General features: G+C 44.8%; 14 protein-coding genes. 10 read left to right on the forward strand and 4 right to left on the reverse strand.

The window, feature by feature from the left end; all coding sequences use genetic code 11:
- Positions 1–72 precede the first annotated feature (72 nt).
- The 9 genes from AB4503_RS14920 (at position 73) to dbpA (ending at position 19,142) form a co-directional block, all read left to right on the forward strand.
- On the forward strand, positions 73–9,249 hold the full coding sequence (locus AB4503_RS14920; RefSeq protein WP_372115287.1) for an RTX toxin: 9,177 nt from the start codon (positions 73–75) through the stop codon (positions 9,247–9,249).
- Positions 9,250–9,282: 33 nt separating this feature from the next.
- Positions 9,283–11,442, forward strand: a complete 2,160-nt coding sequence (locus AB4503_RS14925; RefSeq protein ID WP_372115289.1) for a type I secretion system permease/ATPase — start codon at positions 9,283–9,285, stop codon at positions 11,440–11,442.
- Complete coding sequence (locus tag AB4503_RS14930) at positions 11,435–12,760, forward strand: HlyD family type I secretion periplasmic adaptor subunit (RefSeq protein ID WP_017059471.1); 1,326 nt, start codon at positions 11,435–11,437, stop codon at positions 12,758–12,760. The genes AB4503_RS14925 and AB4503_RS14930 overlap by 8 nt, the downstream gene beginning before the upstream one ends.
- A gap of 34 nt (positions 12,761–12,794) precedes the next feature.
- Positions 12,795–14,108, forward strand: coding sequence for a TolC family outer membrane protein (locus tag AB4503_RS14935; protein WP_102321358.1), 1,314 nt, complete (start codon positions 12,795–12,797; stop codon positions 14,106–14,108).
- Positions 14,108–14,746: an OmpA family protein gene (locus AB4503_RS14940; RefSeq protein WP_017059473.1), complete on the forward strand. Its 639-nt coding sequence runs from the start codon at positions 14,108–14,110 to the stop codon at positions 14,744–14,746. The genes AB4503_RS14935 and AB4503_RS14940 overlap by 1 nt, the downstream gene beginning before the upstream one ends.
- Complete coding sequence (locus tag AB4503_RS14945; RefSeq protein ID WP_372115291.1) at positions 14,746–15,690, forward strand: PstS family phosphate ABC transporter substrate-binding protein; 945 nt, start codon at positions 14,746–14,748, stop codon at positions 15,688–15,690. Before AB4503_RS14940 ends, AB4503_RS14945 begins: the two co-directional genes overlap by 1 nt.
- A 210-nt stretch (positions 15,691–15,900) precedes the next feature.
- A complete protein-coding gene (locus tag AB4503_RS14950) occupies positions 15,901–16,488 on the forward strand; it encodes a hypothetical protein (RefSeq protein WP_372115293.1) in 588 nt (195 codons plus the stop codon).
- Positions 16,489–16,705: 217 nt separating this feature from the next.
- Complete coding sequence (locus AB4503_RS14955) at positions 16,706–17,614, forward strand: aldo/keto reductase family oxidoreductase (protein ID WP_017064347.1); 909 nt, start codon at positions 16,706–16,708, stop codon at positions 17,612–17,614.
- Positions 17,615–17,762: 148 nt separating this feature from the next.
- Positions 17,763–19,142: an ATP-dependent RNA helicase DbpA gene (dbpA, locus tag AB4503_RS14960; protein ID WP_017064348.1), complete on the forward strand. Its 1,380-nt coding sequence runs from the start codon at positions 17,763–17,765 to the stop codon at positions 19,140–19,142.
- Positions 19,143–19,282: 140 nt separating this feature from the next.
- Here the strand turns inward: dbpA and AB4503_RS14965 are convergent, their stop codons facing one another.
- Positions 19,283–19,456, reverse strand: a complete 174-nt coding sequence (locus AB4503_RS14965; RefSeq protein WP_017064349.1) for a hypothetical protein — start codon at positions 19,454–19,456, stop codon at positions 19,283–19,285.
- A gap of 303 nt (positions 19,457–19,759) precedes the next feature.
- Between AB4503_RS14965 and AB4503_RS14970 the strand changes: the two genes are divergently transcribed.
- Positions 19,760–20,596: a DUF6279 family lipoprotein gene (locus tag AB4503_RS14970; protein ID WP_372115295.1), complete on the forward strand. Its 837-nt coding sequence runs from the start codon at positions 19,760–19,762 to the stop codon at positions 20,594–20,596.
- 72 nt (positions 20,597–20,668) lie between these two features.
- Here AB4503_RS14970 and AB4503_RS14975 read toward each other — a convergent pair whose 3' ends face one another.
- From AB4503_RS14975 to AB4503_RS14985, 3 genes are all read right to left on the reverse strand, one after another.
- Positions 20,669–21,292 carry a PolC-type DNA polymerase III gene (locus AB4503_RS14975; protein ID WP_017059480.1) on the reverse strand — a complete coding sequence of 208 codons (624 nt, stop codon included), beginning with the start codon at positions 21,290–21,292 and terminating at the stop codon, positions 20,669–20,671.
- Between the two features lie 70 nt (positions 21,293–21,362).
- Positions 21,363–21,764, reverse strand: coding sequence for a PPC domain-containing DNA-binding protein (locus AB4503_RS14980; protein ID WP_017064351.1), 402 nt, complete (start codon positions 21,762–21,764; stop codon positions 21,363–21,365).
- Between the two features lie 133 nt (positions 21,765–21,897).
- On the reverse strand, positions 21,898–23,094 hold the full coding sequence (locus tag AB4503_RS14985; RefSeq protein ID WP_372115297.1) for a DEAD/DEAH box helicase: 1,197 nt from the start codon (positions 23,092–23,094) through the stop codon (positions 21,898–21,900).
- Between the last annotated feature and the right edge of the window lie 128 nt (positions 23,095–23,222).

The following is a 23,222-nucleotide window of genomic DNA, read 5'->3' on the forward strand; positions in this document are numbered from 1 at the left end:
TGATTTCTCCGGCTTTTTATTGAGTAAATTGATGTTCTCAAGGTCAGCGTTTTTGTAAGGAAGAGGTTTAGGATGGATCCTATTTTATATATCGAAGTTGGTGGTGTTGTGTGGCAAGTATTCCCTGATGGGACTTGGCTTCAATTACCTGCTACGCAGCCAAAAGTTGAAGGCGTGCAAGTCGTCAGCATTGAACCTCAGAATTTACAAGAGGCTCAGCCCCTAACCGAACCACAAATCGTCGCAGTTGAACAACAGTTGGAAAAGGTGGTCACCGAACTCGTCAACAACATTGAAAGCGCACCTCAACAGCCTAACTCAGTAAATGATCAACCTAGTTCCAGCGCCTCTTTTATTGCTTATGTTCGTTCCACCTTAGATGAAACGCTCGCTGAGGCGGGTTTTGATACGCGTCCTGCAGAATATGCCGACGAAGATACAACCTCGAATGAGGGTAACCTTGATATTCTGTTACCTAGTGCACTATTAACCGTTGATATTTTGGATGGTGGAGACGGTTACGAAAATCAGTTTGAAGTACCAAGTGTCACGATTACGGGCACGGCAGTGGATGTTCGAGACGGGCGTACCGTTGTTCTGACCATCACTGATGTTAACGGAAACACAGTAACCACCACAGCCATCACAAGCGATGAAACGTATGTCGTCAATGGCGTCGACCTCTCTTCATTGGAGGAGGGGGATCTTCAAGTCGATGCTGTCATTGCTGATGATTTTGGCAATAGCATTGCAGCTAACGATTCCACAATCAAAGACACATTAGCCAACATTGAGGTTGACTTCGATGGCTTTGGTGATGAGTTTTACAATCAATTTGAAATATCGAATGGGGTGCTAGTTGGTACGATTGCCAATGTAGAAGATGGGCAAACCATCAACATTTCAATTACCGATAGCCAAGGAACGATACAAGAATACACAACGGAAGTATCCGGCGGAACTTGGACTCTGACTCTTCAAGACTACTCAAGCTTTGCAGAAGGTGAGCTAACCGTTGTTGCCAATACTATCGATATTGCTGGAAACCCTACAACAGCGACCGACACGATCGTGAAAGATACGCTAGCGGACATCACCGCTGCGGTTGATGATGGTGGCGACGGTGTCCTCAATAGCTTCGAAATTCAGTCGGCTAAATTCTTTGGTACGGTACAGAACGTAGAAGATGGCCAAACGGTCAATATTCGTATTTCTGACAGCACAACGAATGTCATTGTTCTGACGGCAACTGTGATTGATGGTGCTTGGTCAGTTGAAGGCGTGGATCTAACCAGCTTTTCCGATGGTGGCATTCAAATTGAGGCTGACACTGTTGACGTTGCCGGTAACCCTGCTTCTGCAATAAATAGCGCAGGGCAAATTGTTATTGATACTGTTTCGCCTGTTATAGACATTGATACGCTAGACGGTTTTAGTATTTTGGCATTTCGTGGCGGCCAACTTACAACCATGCAAGGCACAACCAATGTTGCCGAAGGTCTTCCTGTTTATATTGAAGTTAATGATGGCTCTCAGACTCTTGTGTTTGAGGGTGTTGTTGATGCATCAGGTAATTGGGTTGTTGAAAATATAGATGTCTCGTCCCTAAACTTGGCGTCAGAATGGACGGTTGATGCCAAAGTTTTCAATACGGTAGGCAATCAAGCTATCGATGATATGCCAAGCATTATACTGCCCGAGTCGGTTGTGTTCTCAGAAACTGTTGTCGGGATTTCTGGAAATCAAACTCAGACCTCTGATATTCGCATCGATTATGCGGACTTCTCTTTTAGCGATGATCAAAGCATCGCAGAGTCACTAACTTCTCAAACCCTATCGATAACCGTTGCTGTATCGGCTGATAAACAAAGCCTAATTGGCACACGAAGCGATGGGCAAAAAGTATTCGATGCGTCAATTTCCGGCAGCAACGTAAATATCAATTTTTATAAGGCGATTGATCAGGAAGCTGGGTTAGATTCAATTCTGACGGCTCTGCTCATCGAAGGTTTGCAAACCGATGCTGATGGTACAACGGAGTTAGTGATAGGACGTTTACCTATTGTCATCAAAGATTCTGAACCTCTGGTTTTTGATGAGTCTTATCAAATGATCGAGGGTGAGATTGCGTCAGGGAACGTGTTGAATAACGACATCGATTTGGATACTCAACTTACGATAAAAAGTGTTGAAGTTGATGGTACGACCAAGACGATTGTTGGTGGCTCTCCGGTTTCATTTGCTACTAGCGAAGGCACCTTGACCGTATTTGCGAATGGCCACTGGAAGTTCGTCGCCAACAGGAATTTGGACCACACAGTTGATCAGAACATCACCTTCAACTATGTTGCTGGCGACATTAGTAATGATTTCGGAAACGGCACTGCGGTCATTGATATTTTTGATGGTGATGCAGGGCTAGTTGTTGATGGCACAACGACCAGCTCTGAAGGTGATGTGTCTGATGGAATTCAAACTGTAGTCGGCCAGTTTACCGTTTCCGCTGGATCAGATAATCCAGATCCCGCTTCTATTGTATTTAATGCTAATACTCTGGTGCAGTTAGACGCCTTGGGCTTGACGACCGGAGATGAGAACTTTCCTCTAACCTACACGTTAGCGAATGATGGTAAAACGATTACCGCACAAGCAAATGGTGAAACGATATTCACGCTAACGTTGAGTGCAGTCGCTAGTGGTATCGATGTTCTAGCAGATGTCACATTAGTGTTAGAACAGTCTATCAACCACCTGTTCAGCAACGACTCCATCACCCTGCCACTTATTATTGATGGAACGGATTTAGATGGCACTTCTTTAAAACAAGGGCAATTCGACTGGATCATCCAGGATGGAGCCGACCCAATATTAACTTCAACTAGCAATGCTGCTGTGGACGAATTAGATCTTATTCACGGCAGTGTTTCAGATACTGGCACTTTCAATCTCAACGTCGGAAGTGACTTTGTTGAGTCTGTATTTTTTGATGTTGGAGATCAGCCGCAGTTGTTTAGTGGGGGTGTACAGATCATCTATGTGGTCTCTGCAGACGGAAATGAACTTACTGGTTATGTTGGCTCTGAAAGTGCTGAAAATAAAGCGTTCACCTTGAGCTTTACCTCTCTGTCAGGTGAGACCGATACTGATGTCACTTACACCTTTGAACTATTCAAGGGCCTCGACCAAACGAATGGAACCGACCAAATTCCTTTTGTCATCACAGCAAAAGATGATGACAACGATGAAACTCAATTAACCTTGAACGTCTCGATTACGGATGGTGGGGAGCCTACGATTGGCTCTGGCATGGTCGAGTTGAGTGAAAACCCTGTTGCTGATACAACCCCGTCTGGTGTTGGAACAACAGCGAGTGCAAGCTTAGCCGTGAGTGCGGGCAACGATCCACTCGTGTTCTTGGGGTTAGATGTGACAACTGGCCAAGCCGTTCTTGATAGTGACGGTGAGGCGGTGACACGTAATGGTGAAGCATTGTCTTGGCGAGATAATGGGGATGGAACGTTTGATGCGGTATTGTCGAATGGCGATGCTGTTTTCCAAGTGAGACTTCCTGAAGATTTTAGCTTAGAAGCCAATGGTTCCACGAATGTCACGGTTGAGATTGATTTGTACCAGTCAATAGACCACGGAACCGGTGTGAAGGACACAGAGCTGTCGATTCCAGCCTCAATCGTCACAATCGATTCAGACGGTTCACGAGATACACAAGAATCTGATATTAAGATTTACGATGGTGCAAACCCTAAAATTACTGTTATCGGAAGCATTTCTGTTGATGAAGACGGTCTGCTTGGAGACAGCGAACAGGTTGGTGTTGAAGATTCTAGCCCTTCGTTAGGAATCATCGAAGGTTCCGATGATGTTGTCTCTGTGACGGTCGACACCGCTGCGTTTGATGCACTTTCATATTCGAGTGCAGGGAAAGACATTTCACTGCAAGCTGTCGATTCTGATGGTTGGTATTACGGTCAAGATTCTGATGGAAACAATATATTTAGGATTCGTTTTAATACTGACGGGACAACAGAGTTCGACCTTTATGCACCTCTCGATCACGCCAATGCTGATGGAGAGAATAATCTAGCCCTCAATTTTGAACTGGTGGTCAACGATGCGGACGGCGATAGCTCTGATCCGGCAATTTATTCTGTCAACGTAACAGATGCTGTCCCAGTTGCGCGTTCAGGGGCAATTGAAATGGTTGAGGGTGATGACCTTAATGGACAATTTCTAACAGAAAAATTCGCAGGTGCCGATGGCGCAACCATTGTAAGTTTTGACTATCGCGGTACTACCTATACCTTTGATAACGCAGGCACTCCTATCACGATTAATCTAATTAATGATTATGATGGTGGGTCTACTTACGGTCAGTTTACGCTTTCTTCAGATGGTAGCTACCAGCTGACTACAAATCCCAATGTATCAACAAACCCTGCAGATCCTAAGATCGTCGATGACATCGATTATCTGGTGCGAGATGCGGACGGTGATAAAGTTACCAGTACTGCTGAGCTTATTCTGGATGATAACGAAGGTTTTATTCGTTATGAAGATTCTGAAACCACAGAAGACAATGACGCGATTATCGTTGTAAGTGTGGCAACCGGCGATGTCGACCAAAGCGAAACCGTTACTGCTATCGAGTTCTCAGAAGCATCGCTAAACGGTGGTAGCTTGTACCTTGATGGGGTGTTGCTTCAAGTTGTAGACGGCAAGGTCACCTTGTCTGGAAGTCAATTGGCAGCGATTGATAGTCAGTTCACTGGGCCTAATGGACAGTTGACTTATCGTCCCGCGCTTCATGAATCCAATACCACCTCAACGGTTATCCTAGCGATCAACGCAATCATTAGCACTGATACGGATCCTAAAGAACTGACGGCTGATGTTGCAGTGTCTGTTTTACCGGTGGCTGATGCACCGGATTGGTCGGCTTCCGTATTCTCCTATCATTCAGTAGAAGATGACTCAGACCCAGTCAGTTTGGACATAACAGCTCAGCTGGTGGATCAAGATACGTCAGAAACATTGAGCTACCAGATTAGTGGGATTCCTGACGGCTTGAATTTGACGTTAAATGGCAACGCAGTCAAAGAAGGGAAATCTTACACACAGGCTCAGATTGATAAAATGGAAATCAGGGCTGACGACAACCTAGCGGGTCGCTTTGAGTTTGAGATTACTGCGGTTGCAACAGAGTCTGGCAATTCATTCGTTGACCCAGATAATAAAACGGCAAGTATTGTACATACCGTTACTGTCGATATTTCACCTGATGCTGATACTCCTCATGTGTCTGTTAAAGACTACAAGGGATTAGAGGATGAAGCTATTTACCTCAAAGACGTTATTGAAGGCGCTTTGGCGGACACCGATGGTTCTGAATCGTTAAGTTATATTATCCAAGTTCAAGATGGCTGGTCTGTTGAAGGTGGTGGTACCGCAAAGATAGGCAATAACTCCTATTCAGTCACTGCCGAAGCTATCGCCAATGGTGTTGCTTATATTCAGCCTAAAGAAGACATCAGTTCCTTTACTGAAGATCTGTCAATAGACGTAACAGCAATAGCGACTGAGTCGACGATCGATTCACTTATTCCTATCAATGGGCAAGCGTCAAGTGATACAAAAACCATCAATATCTTTTTGAAAGGTGTTGTGGATGAACCTATCGCGGTAGACGGTGGTAATGGTCATTGGCAATACGACAGTGACAGTAAAGTCATCAGCAACCAATCGGTCTTGAATGAAGATGGGTTAATACAGCTCGACTTCCTTATACAAACGACGGATGACGATGTTTCAGAAGAGATCAACATACTGCTTACTAACATTCCTGAAGGCACTTTGCTGGTGGATGCGTTGGGTGAACCAGTCTCGCTGACGATTGCGTATGTTGATGATGTGACAGGGCCCGTATTCCAAGTTTCTAACGCTCAACTGGATGATCTGTATCTCAAGCCAGTTCTTGATTTTAGTGGTGAATTAGAACTCACCGTTATTGCTATCTCAACTGAGCCCGATGGTGATTCGGGCGAGTTTCCTATGACACTTAAAGTAGAGCTAGCGCCGGTCGTTGATCAAGAAGACGGTCAAGTGGTCAGTACTCAAGGCATCGAAGACAGTCAAATCGGCCTGAACCTTGAACCTTCAGTGAATCAGGATATTGATGGCAGCGAATCCTTGACGGGATATGTCATTGATAGCCTACCTGCAGATCTCACTCTTTATTTTGATGGGAGTGTTATTCAGGTCCCAGCTTCAGGCTTAGATTTGGATACTCTACTGGACTCAACAACGCCAACGCTTTCGGATCTTCTAAGCAGCGGCAGGCTTTCTGTTACAGCGACAGAAGATTTAAGCGGAACATTCTCAATTCCTATCACCTATGAAGTCACGGATACCTCTCCAACTGGTGCAACGGATATTAAAGATATTACTGGTTCTATTAGCGTGACTGTAGATGCTCGTGTCGAGCTAGATACTCGATTAGAAGGCTCTACAGAGCTGTTACAGAGTACAGACGGCTCGCCTGTTGATATCTCTAACGCCGTGACGTTCGTCGACGCGGATATCGATGGGTCAGAGTACCTCGATTATATTTTGATCGAGATTCCCGACGGCTATTCGTTGATTGTTGAGCACCCTAATGGTGCCGCTCAAGATAGCTCTGGGAATTGGATCATATCTGCGGATGGGTTAACGAGTGACTCTTTCCAAGAACTCGCAGCGTACATTTTAGATAATGCGACGATTTCCAGCCCAAGTGATACTCCGGTACTGGATATTGTGGTTCGTGCTCGTGTGATTGATGGTGATGATGCGAGATATATTGATGCGACTTTCCCGCTGCAAATTACTGGTCATGACGGCGGTGGCGGTTCTTGTGACCCTGTTGGCCCACCAAGCCCGATTCAACCCGATGGCGAAATTAAAACACCTGAAGGGGAAGATATTGATCTCACTGGCTTGCTAAACACCGATGTTGGCAGTGATCCAGACAATGAAATCTCTTTCTATATTCCTGCCGATTCACTTCCTGAAGGCGTTGAGATCTCCGGTGATGGTGTGATTGCTGAATACGATGCTTCTGGTGAGATCGTCGGTTATTCAATCACTGCAGATGGACTTTCAAAACTAACGTTAACGGGCTTGGATGAAGATTTTGCAGGGTGTATTGATTTCACCATAGAGACAATTGAGACCTCACCATGTAGCGGTGATACGGTGACGACGGCCCAAACCATTAGTATCCAAGTTCTGCCTGTGGTCGATGACATTACGGTTGAAGCCGACTCCACAACCATTCAAGAAGACATCGCGACAGACCTTAACCTTGAACTGGTTCTTGGTGATAGCGTTGAAGATGGACAATTAATCACTGGTGAAGGCAATAGCGCTACCGGTAAAGAAACCGTTAACTCTCTAACGGTGAGCATTTCGAATGGAGCGACCTTGTCTGAAACTCCAACTGACACCGGGTTGTTAGTTGATAATGGCAATGGTACTTGGACGGTAACGGATCCTAGCCGCTTGAGTGATGTGTTAGTTACGCCACCTGAGCATTACAGTGGTGAAATTACCCTCACTGTGACAGCAAATATTACCGATGAAGCGGATTGCGTGACAGAAACGGATACGCAAGATAAAACGACGGTCGTGACTATTACTGTTGAGCCAGTCGCTGATGCGGCGAACTTGATAACAGAGGATATTATCGGAGATGAAGATAATTACATTTCGTTGTCATCACTTAGCGCAGAGCTGATTGACCAAGATGGTTCTGAAAACATGTCGCTTTCGTTGAAGGGAGTTCCTGAAGGCGCAGTTGTCGCGATTAAAATCGGAGACAACTATGAGTTGGTTCCAAACAATGGTGCTGATGGCGGTACCTTCGATGGAAACCCTACCTATGAGTGGCAGTTAGATCCAAGTCAGTTATCTAATCTAGTCATTCTGCCACCAAGAGACTTTAGTGGCGATATTAATCTGTCTCTAGAAGCCATTACTCAAGAAATCGGCACCACAGAAATCCGCTATACCGAATCTGAATTTACCGTCGGTGTGAATCCTATTGGTGATAAAGTTGAGTTCTTCGATTTACCTGAACAGCTCACTGGAAGTGAAGATGATGGCATCGTGATTCCTCTTGATGCCAATAGCTTTGAAACTAACAGTGATGAGTTTTTAGCAATTACGGTAACAGTGAATGGAACTTCGGACCCATCAGGGTTAGTTGGGTTAGACCGAATTCGAATTGGATCAGAAACCAGTTCTTTCACCAGTGTTGGTGGCATCATACAGGCGACGATTCTCGTTAAAGCAAGTTCTGTTGATGAGCTTGAATTCTTTGCGGGCGATGCGTTTGGTAACCTCGATATTACGATTACCGGCCGAACGGTTGATCAAAATACGGTACTCGGTGAGTTAGTGGTCGACACGGGTGACCCGAGCTCACAAGACATGACGCTTATTATCACACCAGAGCCTGATGCACCGTTATTGAGCGTTGAATACTCTTCGATCGTGGCAGAAGCAAGTGGCACGATTCCTCTTGGTTTAGACCTTTCTCTTGTAAACCCTGCTGATTCAGAAGTGGGCTTCATTACAATTTATGATATTCCCGCAGGTTTGACGTTCTCACACGGCTCTATGGTCGATGGTCAATATGTGGTGGACTTGGCAGATGTGCCTAACCTAGCGATTACCGGGGGCTACAACAGTGGTGATCAATTTGACCTAACGATAGAGCCGTCTGCAGAGATAGGCAATAACCAAGCGGTCGGGTTACCCCAAACCGTATCGATTGAGTTTGTCGCTGAAGGGGATTCTACGATTACCGCGACAGATGATAACGACCTGCTGATTGGCGGGACGGGCTCAGATAATTTTGTGTTCGCCTCTTCAGGCTTAGGGAGTGCAGAAGCACCAAGCTACGATGTGATTCAAGATTTTGATGCGTCTCCAGATACTGATGCAATTGACCTCTCGGGTATTTTGGGAAGCCTAGGGCTTAATACAGGGCTAGGGGCAACACAATATCTAGATTTAGAAGAATCTGGTGAAGGCGTGACCATTTCTATTAAACCTAATGGCGACGAAGACGTTCAACAAAACATCTTAATAGCCGATGTCACGTACGACGATCTGTATCAAGGTGACAGTAGCAGTGCATTAGAAGCACAAATTTTACAAAAAATGATAGAAGACAATAATTTAACGCTGTAAGTTGGATGTACAGTCTATAAAAGGAAGTTTAGATTGGTAGAACAAAAAGACAGCTGGCTAGGTTGTGTTGAATGGTTATGTGAGCATTTTAATGTTCGCAGCCATCCTTCCAAAATAGTGTCTGGCCTACCTTTAGATGAAGGCAGGCTCAATGAATCCCTTTTTCCAAGAGCGATTGAGAGATCTGGGTTAACGCTGAGCCACGTTAAAAAAGAATTATTGAATCAATGTCAGTTCCCTGTTGTTGCTGTTGAGTCCGCGACAGGGTCTCCTCTTGTCGTAACCCAAAGCTCCGTTGGCGACTTTCAAGTATTGAATTGTGAATCCAACTTAAGCCAACAAATTCTCCTTAAAGACTTAGTCATTAAAGTGGATGCATTTGTTTGGCAAGTGGGTGCTCAAGCGCTTGATGACGCCCGTGTTCAGGCACATGAGCGCAATGACAGTAAATCCAACACCCGTTGGTTGTGGCGGGTGGTCAAAGAAGTGAAGCCTTGGTATCGCGATCTGTTTATCGCTTCGTTCTTGATCAACGTGCTTGCGCTAGTGGTTCCGTTATTTACCATGAATGTGTACGACCGTGTTGTGCCAAACCAAGCGTTTAACACGCTTTGGGTATTAGCAGCAGGCGTTGGTATCGTTGTTATTTTTGATTGGGTATTGAGAAGCTCACGAAGCTCTGTGACTGATATGGCTGGGCGCTATATTGATAACAAGTTGTCTTCTCAACTGTTCTCTAAAGTCCTTGGTATGAAGCTGGAAAATCGACCTCAGTCGGTAGGCGCATTTGCCAGACAGCTTCAAGATTTCGATAGTGTTAAAGATTTCTTCACTTCTATTTCTTTGGTTACTTTAGTCGACCTGCCATTTACCTTGCTGTTCCTGTTCCTTATCGGTTGGCTTGGTGGTGCAATGATGTTTATCCCAGTCGCAATTATGCTGGTATTGATTGTGCTGAGCATTGCGATGAAAGGTAAAGTCGAGAAAACATTCGATGAAACCGCACGTTTGTCGACACAAAGACAAGCACAGCTGTTTGATTGCTTAACAACCCTTCCGGATATCAAGCAAAACAATGCTGAAGGAATCACTCAGAAGCGTTGGGAACAGACTATTTCATCGCTCTCTCAATGGCAGGCTCAATCTCGTCACTATTCCAATATCGTGACTCATTCCATTCAGTCGAGTCAGCAGATCGTTACTATCACTCTCATCATCTTCGGCGTGTATCAGATCTCTGAAGGCTTGCTGAGTATGGGTGGTTTGATAGCTGTGGTGATGTTGAGTGGACGTGCTGCGAGCTCAGTGAACCAGCTTTCTCTTCTATTGTTGAGGTTTCAACAAACCCGTTCTGCAGTCGAAGGTTTGAATCAGATCATGGAGTTACCGCAAGAAGAGTCTAAGCATCAAGTGATTGATAAGGGTGACTTTGACGGTGGGGTTAGGCTAGATGAAGTCACGTTTACTTATCCAGAGACTCAAAGCCCTGCATTAAAGGAGATTTCCCTAGAGATCAAACCGGGTGAGCGAGTTGGTCTTGTCGGTGCGGCAGGCGCGGGTAAAACAACTCTACTATCGATTGTTGCGCGCCAGTATTTGCCAACAACAGGACAAGCTTTCTATCAAGAAATCGATGGGCAATTATGGCCAACCAGCGTTCTGCGTAGTGGCATGGGTTGGGTAGGGCAAACCACTAATCTTATTTTTGGCAGTGTTTACGACAACGTTACGCTTGGTGCGACCAACGTTGATGAAGAAAAGCTAAGACAAGCTCTTCAACAGTCGGGTTTGAATGGTTACATGGGGCGCCTAAGCAATGGCCTTGAAACACCTGTCGGTGAGGGTGGTCGGTTACTTTCTGGTGGTCAGCGCCAAGCCGTTGCCATTGCGAGAGCTCTGTATCGTTGTCCAAAGTTGTTGATTATGGATGAGCCAACCAGTGCATTAGATAGTCAAGCTGAGATTCAATTCTTCAATGCGCTGCAAAGTATGCCGAGAGAAACTTCAATGCTAATCAGCTCCCATAAGTCTTCATTCTTGATGATGTGTGATCGAGTGATTGTATTGGATAAAGGTCAAATCGTGGCAGAAGGTGAACCTAAAGAAATTCTCTCTTTACAGAAGAAAAGTGTACCTAAAGGTACGAGCCGGTTTAAGACGGTATCTGTGGTGAAGGGAGGTCGTCATGAGTAATGATATTCAATGGACCAACAACCACTTAGCATTCCGCTCTCGAAAGCTGATTTGGTTGAGTGCTCTACTCATTGTATCAATTATCGGTTGGGCTACGTGGGCAACATTAGAAGAAGTCGTGATCGGTGAAGGTAAAGTCGTTCCAAGTCTTTCGGTGCAAACCATTCAGAGCTTAGAAGGTGGACTGGTTCAAGAGATCATGGTGCGACAAGGCCAATCTGTAGTGAAGGGGCAACCTCTAGCTAAGTTAGAAGACACACGTTTTAAGGCGGCGTTTTTAGAGTCGGCTCAACAAGCGGATACCTTGCTTGCTCAGCAATTAAGATTAAAGGCTGAGCTGTCGACGGTCGTTTTAAATAACGATGCGAAAGAGTGGTATGAGCGAGTGGTCTTGGTGCCTCAAGATATTGCGGTTGATGTATCAAGCCACCCTGCGTTAATGAATGCCAAGGCGAACTACCGAGAACGTTTAGGACAGTTGAAGTCTGAACTGGAAGAGGCGGCACTTCGTATCGAGCAACAAGACCAAGCTCGTGTCGATACGTTTAACAATATCCAGACTCTTGAAAGCAGCCTCGAGATTGTGATTCGTGAGCGCAACATGCTGAAAGACGTGGTAGCGAGCGGTGCTGTTGCGGAAGTTGAGCTACTTAAACTCAACCGTGATGTAGTCAAACTCAAAGGTGATATTGCTAGCTCAAAAGTAGCAGCGCAGAAGCAGATAGCTGCCTACTCAGAGTCGATAGCGGATCATCGAAGTATCGCTTTAGATTTTCGTACCAAAGTGCAAGGCCAGTTGAATGAAGTGGCGAGCAAGATAGCGCAGCTGAACGAAAGCCAGCAGGCGATTGCCGACCAACTCAAGCGTACTGAAATTGTCGCGCCCGTTGATGGCACAGTCAAAGAGATCTTTGTGCGTACCATTGGTGGTGTAGTTCGTCCCGGCGAGCCGATCATTGAGATCATTCCATCAAACAGTGACCTGATTGTTGAAGCGAGAATCTCTCCGCAAGATATTGCGTTTGTTCATAACGGGTTAGGTGCAACAGTGAAATTCACGGCCTACGATTTCGTCATTTATGGCGGACTTAAAGGCGAGGTGATTTACGTGAGTGCCGACGCCTTACAAACGGAAGACGGAAACGCCTATTATCGTGCCCATATTCAGTTAAACGAAGACCAGCAACAAAACTCTGCCTTTAGCATTATCCCAGGGATGCAAGTCGCGGTCGATATATTAACCGGAGAGAAAACAGTATTGAGTTATTGGTTAAAACCTATTTTACGAGCTAAGGAAAACTCACTTCGTGAACGATGAGGTGGGTTAAAGCATAAATATAAAAGGAAGTGTAATGCATTCAAAATTCTTACTCTCTTCTTGCTTGCTAATGAGTGGGCTGTCTCAAGCAGCTTCATTAGAAGAGTCCGTGGCCTTTGCCATCGACTATAGCCCAGAGATATTGGCGCAATACTCCCGATACCAATCGGTGGTCAGAGACGGAGACGCTGCGAGTGGTTTGTATATGCCACAAGTGAACTTGTACGCGGCAGCAGGCTATGAAGAGACACGCTACAACAGTGGCAGCAAACTCGATAGCGATGATAGAGGCCTAACGAGAACGGAAATTGGCGTTAAAGTATCCCAGTTACTATTCGATGGTTTTAAAACGACCTCGAATGTCGATCGACTGACGTTCGAAGCAGAAGCTGAGCGTCTAACTCTGATTTCGCGAGCTGAAAACGTATCGTTAGATGTGGTGAGAAATTACCTCGATATCCTAAAAGCAGAGACGCTACTTGAATTGTCTAAGCGTAATGTAAAAGAGCACCAAGAGATCTATCAAGATATCCAAGATAAAAAGAGCAAAGGCTTGAGTAGCAACTCGGATCTGGCTCAAATCTCCGCCCGTGTCGCGACCGCGCAGTCTTCACTTATCGCCGCTCAGAACAACCTGTTTGATTTGCAAACTCAGTATCTACGCTTGGTTGGCAAACCTGCGGTGAACTTGGTTTACCCCCGGTTTGATTACGCTCTATTACCAAGCTCAGCACAGGTCGCACTTGAACAAGCTGTCGAGAATCACCCTGAAATCAAAGCCTCTTTGCTTGATATCGACGCGGCTCGTAAAGAGATGCGCCGCGAGAAAGGGGATTACTACCCAGAACTAAAACTTGAGCTTCATGCCAATAAGAATGACAACGTATCTAACCCGCCAGGCGGTGTCGATGAAGATGCACGTATCATGTTGACGATGGATTATGACCTGTTTAATGGCTTCTCTACCGACTCCAGGGTTGAATCGTCAGCTTGGCGAGTGGAAGAGGCAAGGGCGATCCGATTACGAACAGAGCGTGAGGTTCGAGAAGGTACACAACTGGCTTGGAACGCTTACAAAATGCTTGAGCAGCAAAAATCCTTACTTCAACAGAATGTTGATGCAGCGAAAATTGCAGAGCTTGGCTATATCCAGCAATTCAATGTTGGTAGACGAAGCCTTCTTGATGTACTGGATGCAAAAGTAGAAGTGTTTTTGGCTCGAAGAAACTTCATCAGCACTGAATATGATCAAACGTTAGCGGCTTATCGAGTGTTAAATGCGATGGGTATGTTGACGTATGCGTTGAGGATTGAACATCCAGAAGAGTGGCAAGGGGAGAATAAGTAATGAGATATTTTAAACTAGCGCTACTTAGCTCTATCTTGCTAATGGGATGTGCAGAAACGCCTGATACGACAATGACACGCCACCAAATTGATGACTTAGCGGATAATGACCGAGATGGTGTGATTAACCAGCGAGATCTATGTGCCGATACGCCAGAAGGTGTAACGGTAGACATTAAAGGGTGTGCTAATTGGAAAATTGTCGAAGATGTTGAAGTATTAAGTGTGGCATTTGATTTTGATAAGTATGACCTTAAACCTGATCATACCGCGGTATTAAATGAGTTGGTGCGTTTACTAGGAGAGCAGCCTGATGCTTCGGTTACCTTGGTCGGAGATACCAGTGCTGAAGGTACAAACGTTTATAACAAAGCATTGGCCAAGAAAAGAACTGGCGTGATTCGAGATGCATTGATTGATAGAGGCATCAATGGTGAGCGTATCTTCGAACAAGAGTTTACTCAGATAACCAGCTTAACTCAGCACCTTCACAAGCGTAAGCGTAGAACGATTGCGGTGATTAAGACAGAAAGCATGGAAGTGAATCCATCTTGGAACATCTTCACTTCAGAAATGCAGCTCGATAGTAATAGCGATGTTGAGTCTAAAACGTCGATTGATCCAGTAGGAGGCCAGTAATGAAACGTCTATCGAATAAATCGGGCTTACTGCTTGCTGCTGTACCTATGTTGTTCTCTGCATCGACGTTCGCGAATGATGCCAGTGACATTGGTTTGGTCGCGATTGAGCCGAATATGCAGGGGCTTGTAGAAGATCTGCTTAAGAGCCAAGAGATCGACTTAGAAATCTTGTTGAGTGACAGCGTCCCAGAACAGATGATCATGCAGCGCTCGCGTGTTGGTATCACTTCCAAAAAGTGGACTGACAAAGAGATGGCTAGGTTTGATATGCGTTACGGTTATAGGCCAACAGAGCTGATGTTTACCGCTGAAGTGATTGCGATTCTAGCCAATGAAAATAACCCTGCGACATCAATCACCGTCGCTGAATTAATTGATGTGTTTGGTTGTTCTAACGATCCTAAACATCCAAAATGGTCAGCAAGTAGTGATATTCGTAACGGTGAAAGCCTAGATACTCATATGTTGCCCTTTGCCATTGATCACAACCTGAAAGGCCATACTACCTTTTCAAGTTGGGTCGAATGTGGAACAGAAGGAGAATATGCCCATACTCAGTTCTTAGCGGATTTACCTGATCTGATTAATAAGATTGAAGACGAAGATGCCGCCATTGGTTACACCGTTTACTCAGATCAGATCTCTGATGTGAAATGGTTGAGCGTGGTTGATAACCTAGGTGTGAACTACGACCTAAACAAAGAAACGATCCTCTCTGGTCGTTACCCGTTAGCAACGGTTTATTACATGTACTTGAATATTCCAGCGCATCGCAAAGGCTTTACGGAACAAGAGGAGTTCTTTGTTGGGCTTACCTTGTCACAAGATCATCAAGGCGTGTTGAACCAATACGGCTTCATCAGCTTGCCGCCAGAAGCTATTCAACGTAACAAAGTCAGATTGTCGCTTGAAGAGCCTGCTATTGAAGGTGGCTACAAGTAATGGGTATGTCATGTTGTAACTGTTGTGGGAGAGTGATATTCTCTCTTTCGTAATGGTTCTCAACGTGACGGATTACGTTATTCGGTGATGAAATTATCTAGCGGGCATGTATGCCCGTTTTTTTTCGCCTAAAATTTGCGACTCGAGCAGTTGTTTGTCGTTTGGTCACGTATAATGGACACTTCATATAGCGCTAAATAAGCCCAGTCGATGAAAATCTTTCAAGTTCTAATCTTGCCTCTAATGCTGTCCCTCAATGCTATTTCATTTTCAGCGCAAGCAACCAAAAGCTGGTGGCTAAGAACAGTATTTAACAGCAGCCCAAGTCTGCCGAATTCTCAAAACTATATTAATGATATCGAGTTGATGGATTGTGGTGAGATCGAAGGTACTTTGTTGTGCAGTGACTTAACCCAATATTACGACCTGGATGTGTATGTTGAACTGGAGTTGGGGGACTCAAGTGTCGAAACGGTTCGCTTAAACCTGCCATATTCGGACCTAAGTTACACAAAGCTTCAGGCATACCTTCGCCAAGATGGCTTTGCTCTCAGTTCAATTCGTATTGGTGAAGATGAATTCGATGTTACAGCTCAACTCGAACAAGCTCGAAATGAAGGTGTTGGTTTCGATAAGGTGGATAAACAGCTGGTCGAATTCATCAACGCGCCTCACGGTTCAGCAGAGCAACTGAGTGTGTGGAATGTGCCTAGCTTATCTTCTTCTAGCTCTACTTCTCCTTGGATTCAGTTACAGAGTGATGGTGACAACTTAACGGTTGAACTTAATCGTTTTTAATTGCTCAAATTTATAGATAGTTTCGTTATTTATTAGGCTAAACAAGCCTTTCAGGAGAACGGCTCGCGGGCAGACAGCAAGTTATAATTCATTTAAGTGTTCGTTTTTCTGCGGCTCTCACATTTTTAATAAGCGTTTAGCTTTGCCATTTGTTATACGTTGAGCCTTCGGTAAAACGAGATTAGGATACGTTCAGTATTGATAAAGGAGACAACCCATGGTTGCAAGAGTAACGATAGCGCCACAAGGCCCAGAACTTTCTGAGCTGGTGCAAGGATACTGGCGTACAGCAGAGTGGGGCATGACCCCGCAACAACGCCTGACTTTCCTGAAACAACATATTGATCTTGGCATCACAACTGTTGATCACGCGGATATTTACGGTAACTACCAATGTGAAAAGTTGTTTGGTGAGGCTTTAGCGCTTGAACCAAGCCTTCGTGATGATATTCAAATCGTCACCAAGTGCGATATCAACCTATGTGGTGACCACACTCCAGATCGTAAGATCAATCACTATGACACCAGCGCGCAGCATATTTACCAATCAGTAAATAACTCATTAGAGCACTTAGGTGTTAACGATATCGATGTATTGTTGATTCACCGCCCTGACGTGTTAATGGATGCCGATGAAGTAGCAGAAGCGTTCGCAGAGCTACACAAAGTAGGTAAAGTTAAGCACTTCGGTGTTTCTAACTTTTCACCGCGTCAGTTCGAACTGCTTCAATCTCGACTCGGTAAGCCGTTAGTGACCAACCAAGTTGAAATCAACCCATTGAACTTCGAAGTGGCTCATGATGGCACGCTAGATCAACTGCAGATGAACCGCATTCGCCCGATGGCGTGGTCTTGTCTCGGTGGTGGTAGCATCTTCAGTGGTGATTCAGCGCAAGCGGTTCGCGTTCGTGATGAGCTAGAGGCGATTCGTCAAGAAGTGGGTGCAGACAGCATTGATCAAGTGATTTACGCTTGGGTTCGTCGTTTACCATCTAGTCCAATTGCAATTATTGGTTCTGGTAAGATTGAGCGTGTGAAGACGGCCGTTGATGCACTGAAAATCGAGCTGACGCGCGAACAGTGGTATCGCGTATGGGTGGCATCTAAAGGTCACGGTGTGCCATAGAAAGCAATTCGTATAGAAGTCAAAGCCAGCTAAGTAAGCTGGCTTTTTTGTGTTCGCCTAACATGTTTCTCCAAAACTGTGATTAAGGTGGAATAATTTTCAAAAACACTCATAATGCACTCTGTTTTTCACCAGTTGGATATTTCCATTGAGCACTTCAAAATTCTCTTCAATCGCCCTTAAACCAGAGCTTCTAAATACGTTAGATTCTCTTGGTTATACTGAAATGACGCCGATCCAAGCGTTAAGTCTTCCTACTATCCTAAATGGCAAGGACGTTATCGGTCAGGGTAAAACGGGTTCAGGTAAAACAGCTGCTTTCGGTTTAGGCGTGCTGCAGAACCTACGCGTTAAGCGTTTCCGTGTTCAGTCTTTAGTGTTATGTCCGACTCGTGAGCTTGCAGACCAAGTAGCAAAAGAGATTCGTACTCTTGCTCGTGGTATTCACAACATTAAAGTGCTGACACTATGTGGCGGTATGCCAATGGGCCCACAGATTGGTTCACTAGAGCATGGCGCACACATTCTTGTGGGCACACCTGGTCGTATTCTTGATCACCTAGAGAAAGGCCGCATTGACCTGTCTGAGCTGAACACACTTGTGTTAGATGAAGCGGATCGCATGCTAGAGATGGGTTTCCAAGACGCTTTGGATGCTGTGATTGAAGCGGCGCCAAAAGAACGCCAAACTCTGCTATTCAGTGCGACTTTCCCTAAACAGATCAAATCTGTTGCAGACCGCATTATGCGCAATCCAGAAATGGTGAAGGTTGAATCAACACACGATCACTCAAGCATCCAACAACACTTCTACAAGTTAGAAGGTTCTGAAGCTCGTGATGACGCTCTAGAGTTGCTGTTACTTCATCACCAACCGGAGTCTGCGGTTGTGTTCTGTAACACTAAGAAAGAAGTGCAGAACGTAAACGATGAGCTAAGCCACCGCGGTTTCAGTGTTATCGAACTTCATGGTGACATGGAACAGCGTGAACGTGACCAAGCTTTGGTTCAGTTCTCAAACAAAACCATCTCGATTCTAGTGGCGACAGACGTTGCGGCTCGCGGTCTTGATGTTGATAACCTAGATGCTGTGTTCAACTTTGAATTGTCTCGCGACCCTGAAGTTCACGTACACCGTATTGGTCGTACTGGCCGTGCAGGAAGCAAAGGCGTAGCGATCAGCTTTTTTAGTGAAAAAGAGATGTACCGTGTTGCTCAAATTGATGAGTACATGGACATGCCAATCGAGCCATCTGAACTGCCAGCAAAACCAATTGCTAAGCCGTACTACTCAAACATGGTTACCATCCAAATTGATGGCGGTAAGAAAGCTAAGCTTCGTGCTGGTGATATTCTTGGCGCACTGACGGGCCAAGGCGGCATTGATGGTAAATCAGTAGGTAAGATCAATCTGTTTGCAATGCGTGCTTACGTAGCGGTAGAAAGATCTGTGGCTAAAAAAGCACTGAACAAAATCGAATCAGGTAAAATGAAGGGTCGTCAATTCCGCGCCCGAATCCTGAAGTAATCCGAGACTGAATCCCTTTGCTGCGATATGTCTAATTAACGACATTGCTAATTAATGGCATTGCAGTAAAGGGTGTTCCACAAAATGCCACTTAAGTTTCTTATCTTAGGTTTATCGACCTAGTCCTCTATACCAAAGCATTATTCATCGGGTCTTATCGAATAAAGATCGTTGATATGTTTTCCTTCGCTAAGATACCAAGTCATCGCTTCCTGTCGATTGTGAACCAATATCGTGATTGTGGTTATTGAACCATCATCAAAATAACAAAGCTCATATTCTAAATCGCTTGGATGATCAGGAATAGCGGCCATAGCTTCCCTCCCAAATATCAATCATTTTAAATACGTCAACCCAACTCATTTATAGGGTTCGTATCACGTCAAATGAGTAATAAAATCAAGTCACATCACTGCCATTAATTATTTTTAGTTTAATCATTTGCCTAAATAGCTAGATTAGCAAGTTTGGGTCTCAATTTATCTCAAAGTTCTTACGACCACTGTTTATTAAGACTACTTTTATAAGAGCTAGAATTAGCGTTATAAAAACTGGGCTAACCTTAAAGGGATGAGTTAATCGGTTTGTGGCTTTGTTGAATGTCGTGAGAGGGTAGAATGAGAAAGTGCCGGTGGTTAGTTTTAGTGATCTGTTTTCTATTTACTGGGTGCGGGACCAAGTTCGCCTATAACAATATAGGTTGGTTTGTCGTTAGCTATATAGAAGATTTTGTTTCCCTCTCAAATAGCCAAGAATCAGAGCTTGAAGAGCGATTAGATATATTACAGAAATGGCATAAAGAAACTCAGCTACCTCTGTACATCTCGCAATTAGAAGCGATTCAAAACGTAGATCGGTCGGATATGAATCCCGCTTTTATTGTGGGCCAAAGTGAACAAACGAAAGAGCATATTCGCACAATCGTCAATAAGTTCGCTCCAGATATTTACGCCTTGAGTATGCAGCTTAGCCCTAAGCAAGACAGGGAGTTTTTAAAGAACTTTCGTGAAAAGCAGCAAGACTATTATGAAGAAAGGTTGTCGTTGAACGATGACGATTCGAGAGAGCGATACCGAAGCAGAATAGAAGAGCGCGCAGAACGGTGGTTAGGTTCAGTATCGAAAGAACAAAAACAGATTATTTTGGCTTGGTCTAAAGAGTGGGTAAATACCAATAGCAGTTGGCGACAATATCAAAACAACACCTATCAAGAGCTAACGACGCTGATGGCGAAGAAGAGCGATCTGCATATTGCTCAGCCGATTATCATGAAGTTGCTTTTAAACAATGAAGCTTATTATCCTGATGAACTTGAGTCACAACTCAACCAAAATATGGAAACATCAGCCAAGTTTTTAGTAGATATCGCCGCGACCAGCAGTAACAAGCAGTGGGCGTATTTTATGAATGAATTAGAAAGCCTCAAAGGAACGTTGAAGTCATTGCAAGAGTAGAGCGTCTCTTTTAAAGGCTAGCGGTTATTGTCGAGCTAGCCTTTCATCCCACTTTAAGGTGAATTTCGGAACCTAACCCCTGTTGCTCATCAGTAGTTTTGGAATCGAACCTTTGGCTGTCTTCGATATTTTCTGCATCAATTGGAAGCTCGGCTGTTGAATACCGTGGTCACTCTGCAGCTCATCGATCATCAATAACCACAACCTTGCTGTCATTTCTGAATCGGCTAACGCTCTGTGGAAAGTACCGTCGTTGTCGATATTTTTGAAACGCACAAGGTCGCCTAGCTTATGAGTTGGTGCGTCTTGGATTAGACGACGAGCTATCAACATTGAGCAAGCGAACTGTCCATTGTAATCGCGACCAATATTATCTAATTCCGCATCAAGAAAGCGCTTATCAAATGAGGCATTGTGAGCGACAAGTTGGCTGTCTTGAATGAAGTCTGCAAACTCATCCATCACTTCACTACAACTGGCCGCTGTGCTTAACATACGGTTACTGATTCCGGTATAACCTTCAATGAATCCACTCACACGAAATCCCGGGTTCATGAGCTGCTGGAAGGTGTCGACGACTTCGCCGTTAACGAGTTTAACCGCACCGATCTCAATCGCTCGGTCGCCCATATTTGGTGATAAGCCTGTGGTCTCGAAATCGAGAACGATAACGGAATCTGCGGAGTTTGGAGCCATCGTGTTTCCTAATTGCTGTTTGGTAGTATCGCTTTGTATGGGGCGTTTGGTGTTGCTATGGGTAAATCAGTTATTTGCTATTGCTGATAGTAAGTTCAGTGTAACCCGTCGAATCGTCATGCTCTCTGTTGAAGGTCAAGGTATCATAGCGGTGAACAATCAATTCCGCCGTGGTTGCGATAATCGTCCCTTCAAGCAAATGCCCACCTATCAAATCGCCATTTTCATTAGCAACGGATATATGAACATGTTGGTGGTTTGGGGTTAGCGTTGCCATTACAGACACAATTTCGAACGGAGCTGTGATTAGCTTGGTATTGTTTGCATTAGCCAGACGAATATTGAGTTGAGAAACACATCCGACACAAGACGCGATAGAGCCCGCGGAGATATTGTGCGCTGTCACTAGCCTCTGGATCTCTAGCTTTAGGTCTTGGCCGCGGGTTAATCTCGTTGCGATAGGAGTGATCATCTTATTGCCTCAACGTTATATGTATTTCAAAGAACAAAACGAAGCCACATAGGGCTTCGTTTTATTTTCATTTTGGCTAACGCGACTTTTCTTTTGGTTAATGCAACTTTGCATTTTCTGTCGCTGAAATTACTTAGTCTTGTTGCTGTTCTCTTTTCTTCTTAGGAACGAAGTTCAATACTGAAATGGGTACTTCTTTGCGTGGTTCGAAACCTTCAACAACGCGACGTTCAATCAAGTGACCAAGACGCTTTTCAATAATGCACAGGTTTTTGAAGTTATCTTTTGATAGGAAAGAGATCGCTTCGCCAGATGCATCAGCACGGCCTGTACGACCAATACGGTGAACATAATCATCTGCTGGGAATGGCATGTCGTAGTTCACTACGCGGCTTAGGTTGTCGATATCGATACCACGAGCAGCAACACCCGTCGCGACTAAGTATTTTAGGCGACCTTTCTTAAAGTCAGCCAAGATTTTTTCACGAATCGCTTGGCTACGTCCACTGTGGAAAGCTTCCGCTTGAATACCACGTTTCTCAAGTTGAGCAACCAACTTAGCCGCGCCGTGCTTGGTTTCGATAAAGATAAGCGCTTGGTCCCAGTTACCTTCGGTAATCATGTGGCTCAATAGTGCTGACTTACGGTCTTTATCTACCGTTACCAACCATTGCTCAATGTTCGCTTTAGACGCATCAGTCTTGGCAATCGAAATCTCTTCCGCTTCACTGATTGCACTTTTCGCTAGTGCACGCACTGGCGTTGAAAGCGTTGCCGAGAACAGCAGGTTTTGGATGTCTTGTGGTAGACGCGCGATGATCTTGTTGATGTCTTCAATGAAACCCATGTCTAGCATGCGGTCAGCTTCATCTAGAACCAGTACTTCCACTTCATCAAAGTGAACGGCACGTTGTCCGTACATGTCGATCAAACGACCTGGTGTTGCCACAAGAATATCCACGCCTTCAATAAGACGATCTTTCTGGTGTTGGTAAGACACGCCACCGTACATCGCTAGTGATGTTAGGTTTAGGAACTTCGCGTACTTAGTGATGTTCTGTTCAACCTGAACTGCCAGCTCACGCGTTGGTGTCAGGATAACTGCGCGGATACGTTTTTTACGCTGCGTTTCACCTTTGCATAGCATTTCTAAGATAGGGAGAACAAAGCTCGCAGTTTTACCTGTACCTGTTTGTGCTGCAGCAATAAGGTTCTTACCAGAAAGAACAATCGGAATTGCTTTTTCTTGAATAGAGGTTGGCTTTTCATAGCCTTGTTTTGCAACGGCTTTAACAATAGGTGAGCTTAATCCAAGCTTGGAAAATGGCATAAGTTTCTCGGTATGATTTGGCTAAATAGCGATGGAAAGGTTCAACAATCTTATATGAGGATAAGATTAATGGCTGCATTCTACCATGTTGCTTGCTCACCGCTAGTCACATGCACATAAAAAAATCC

The organism is Vibrio sp. 10N.222.55.B11, assembly GCF_041473705.1.
GTDB lineage: Bacteria > Pseudomonadota > Gammaproteobacteria > Enterobacterales > Vibrionaceae > Vibrio > Vibrio crassostreae_C.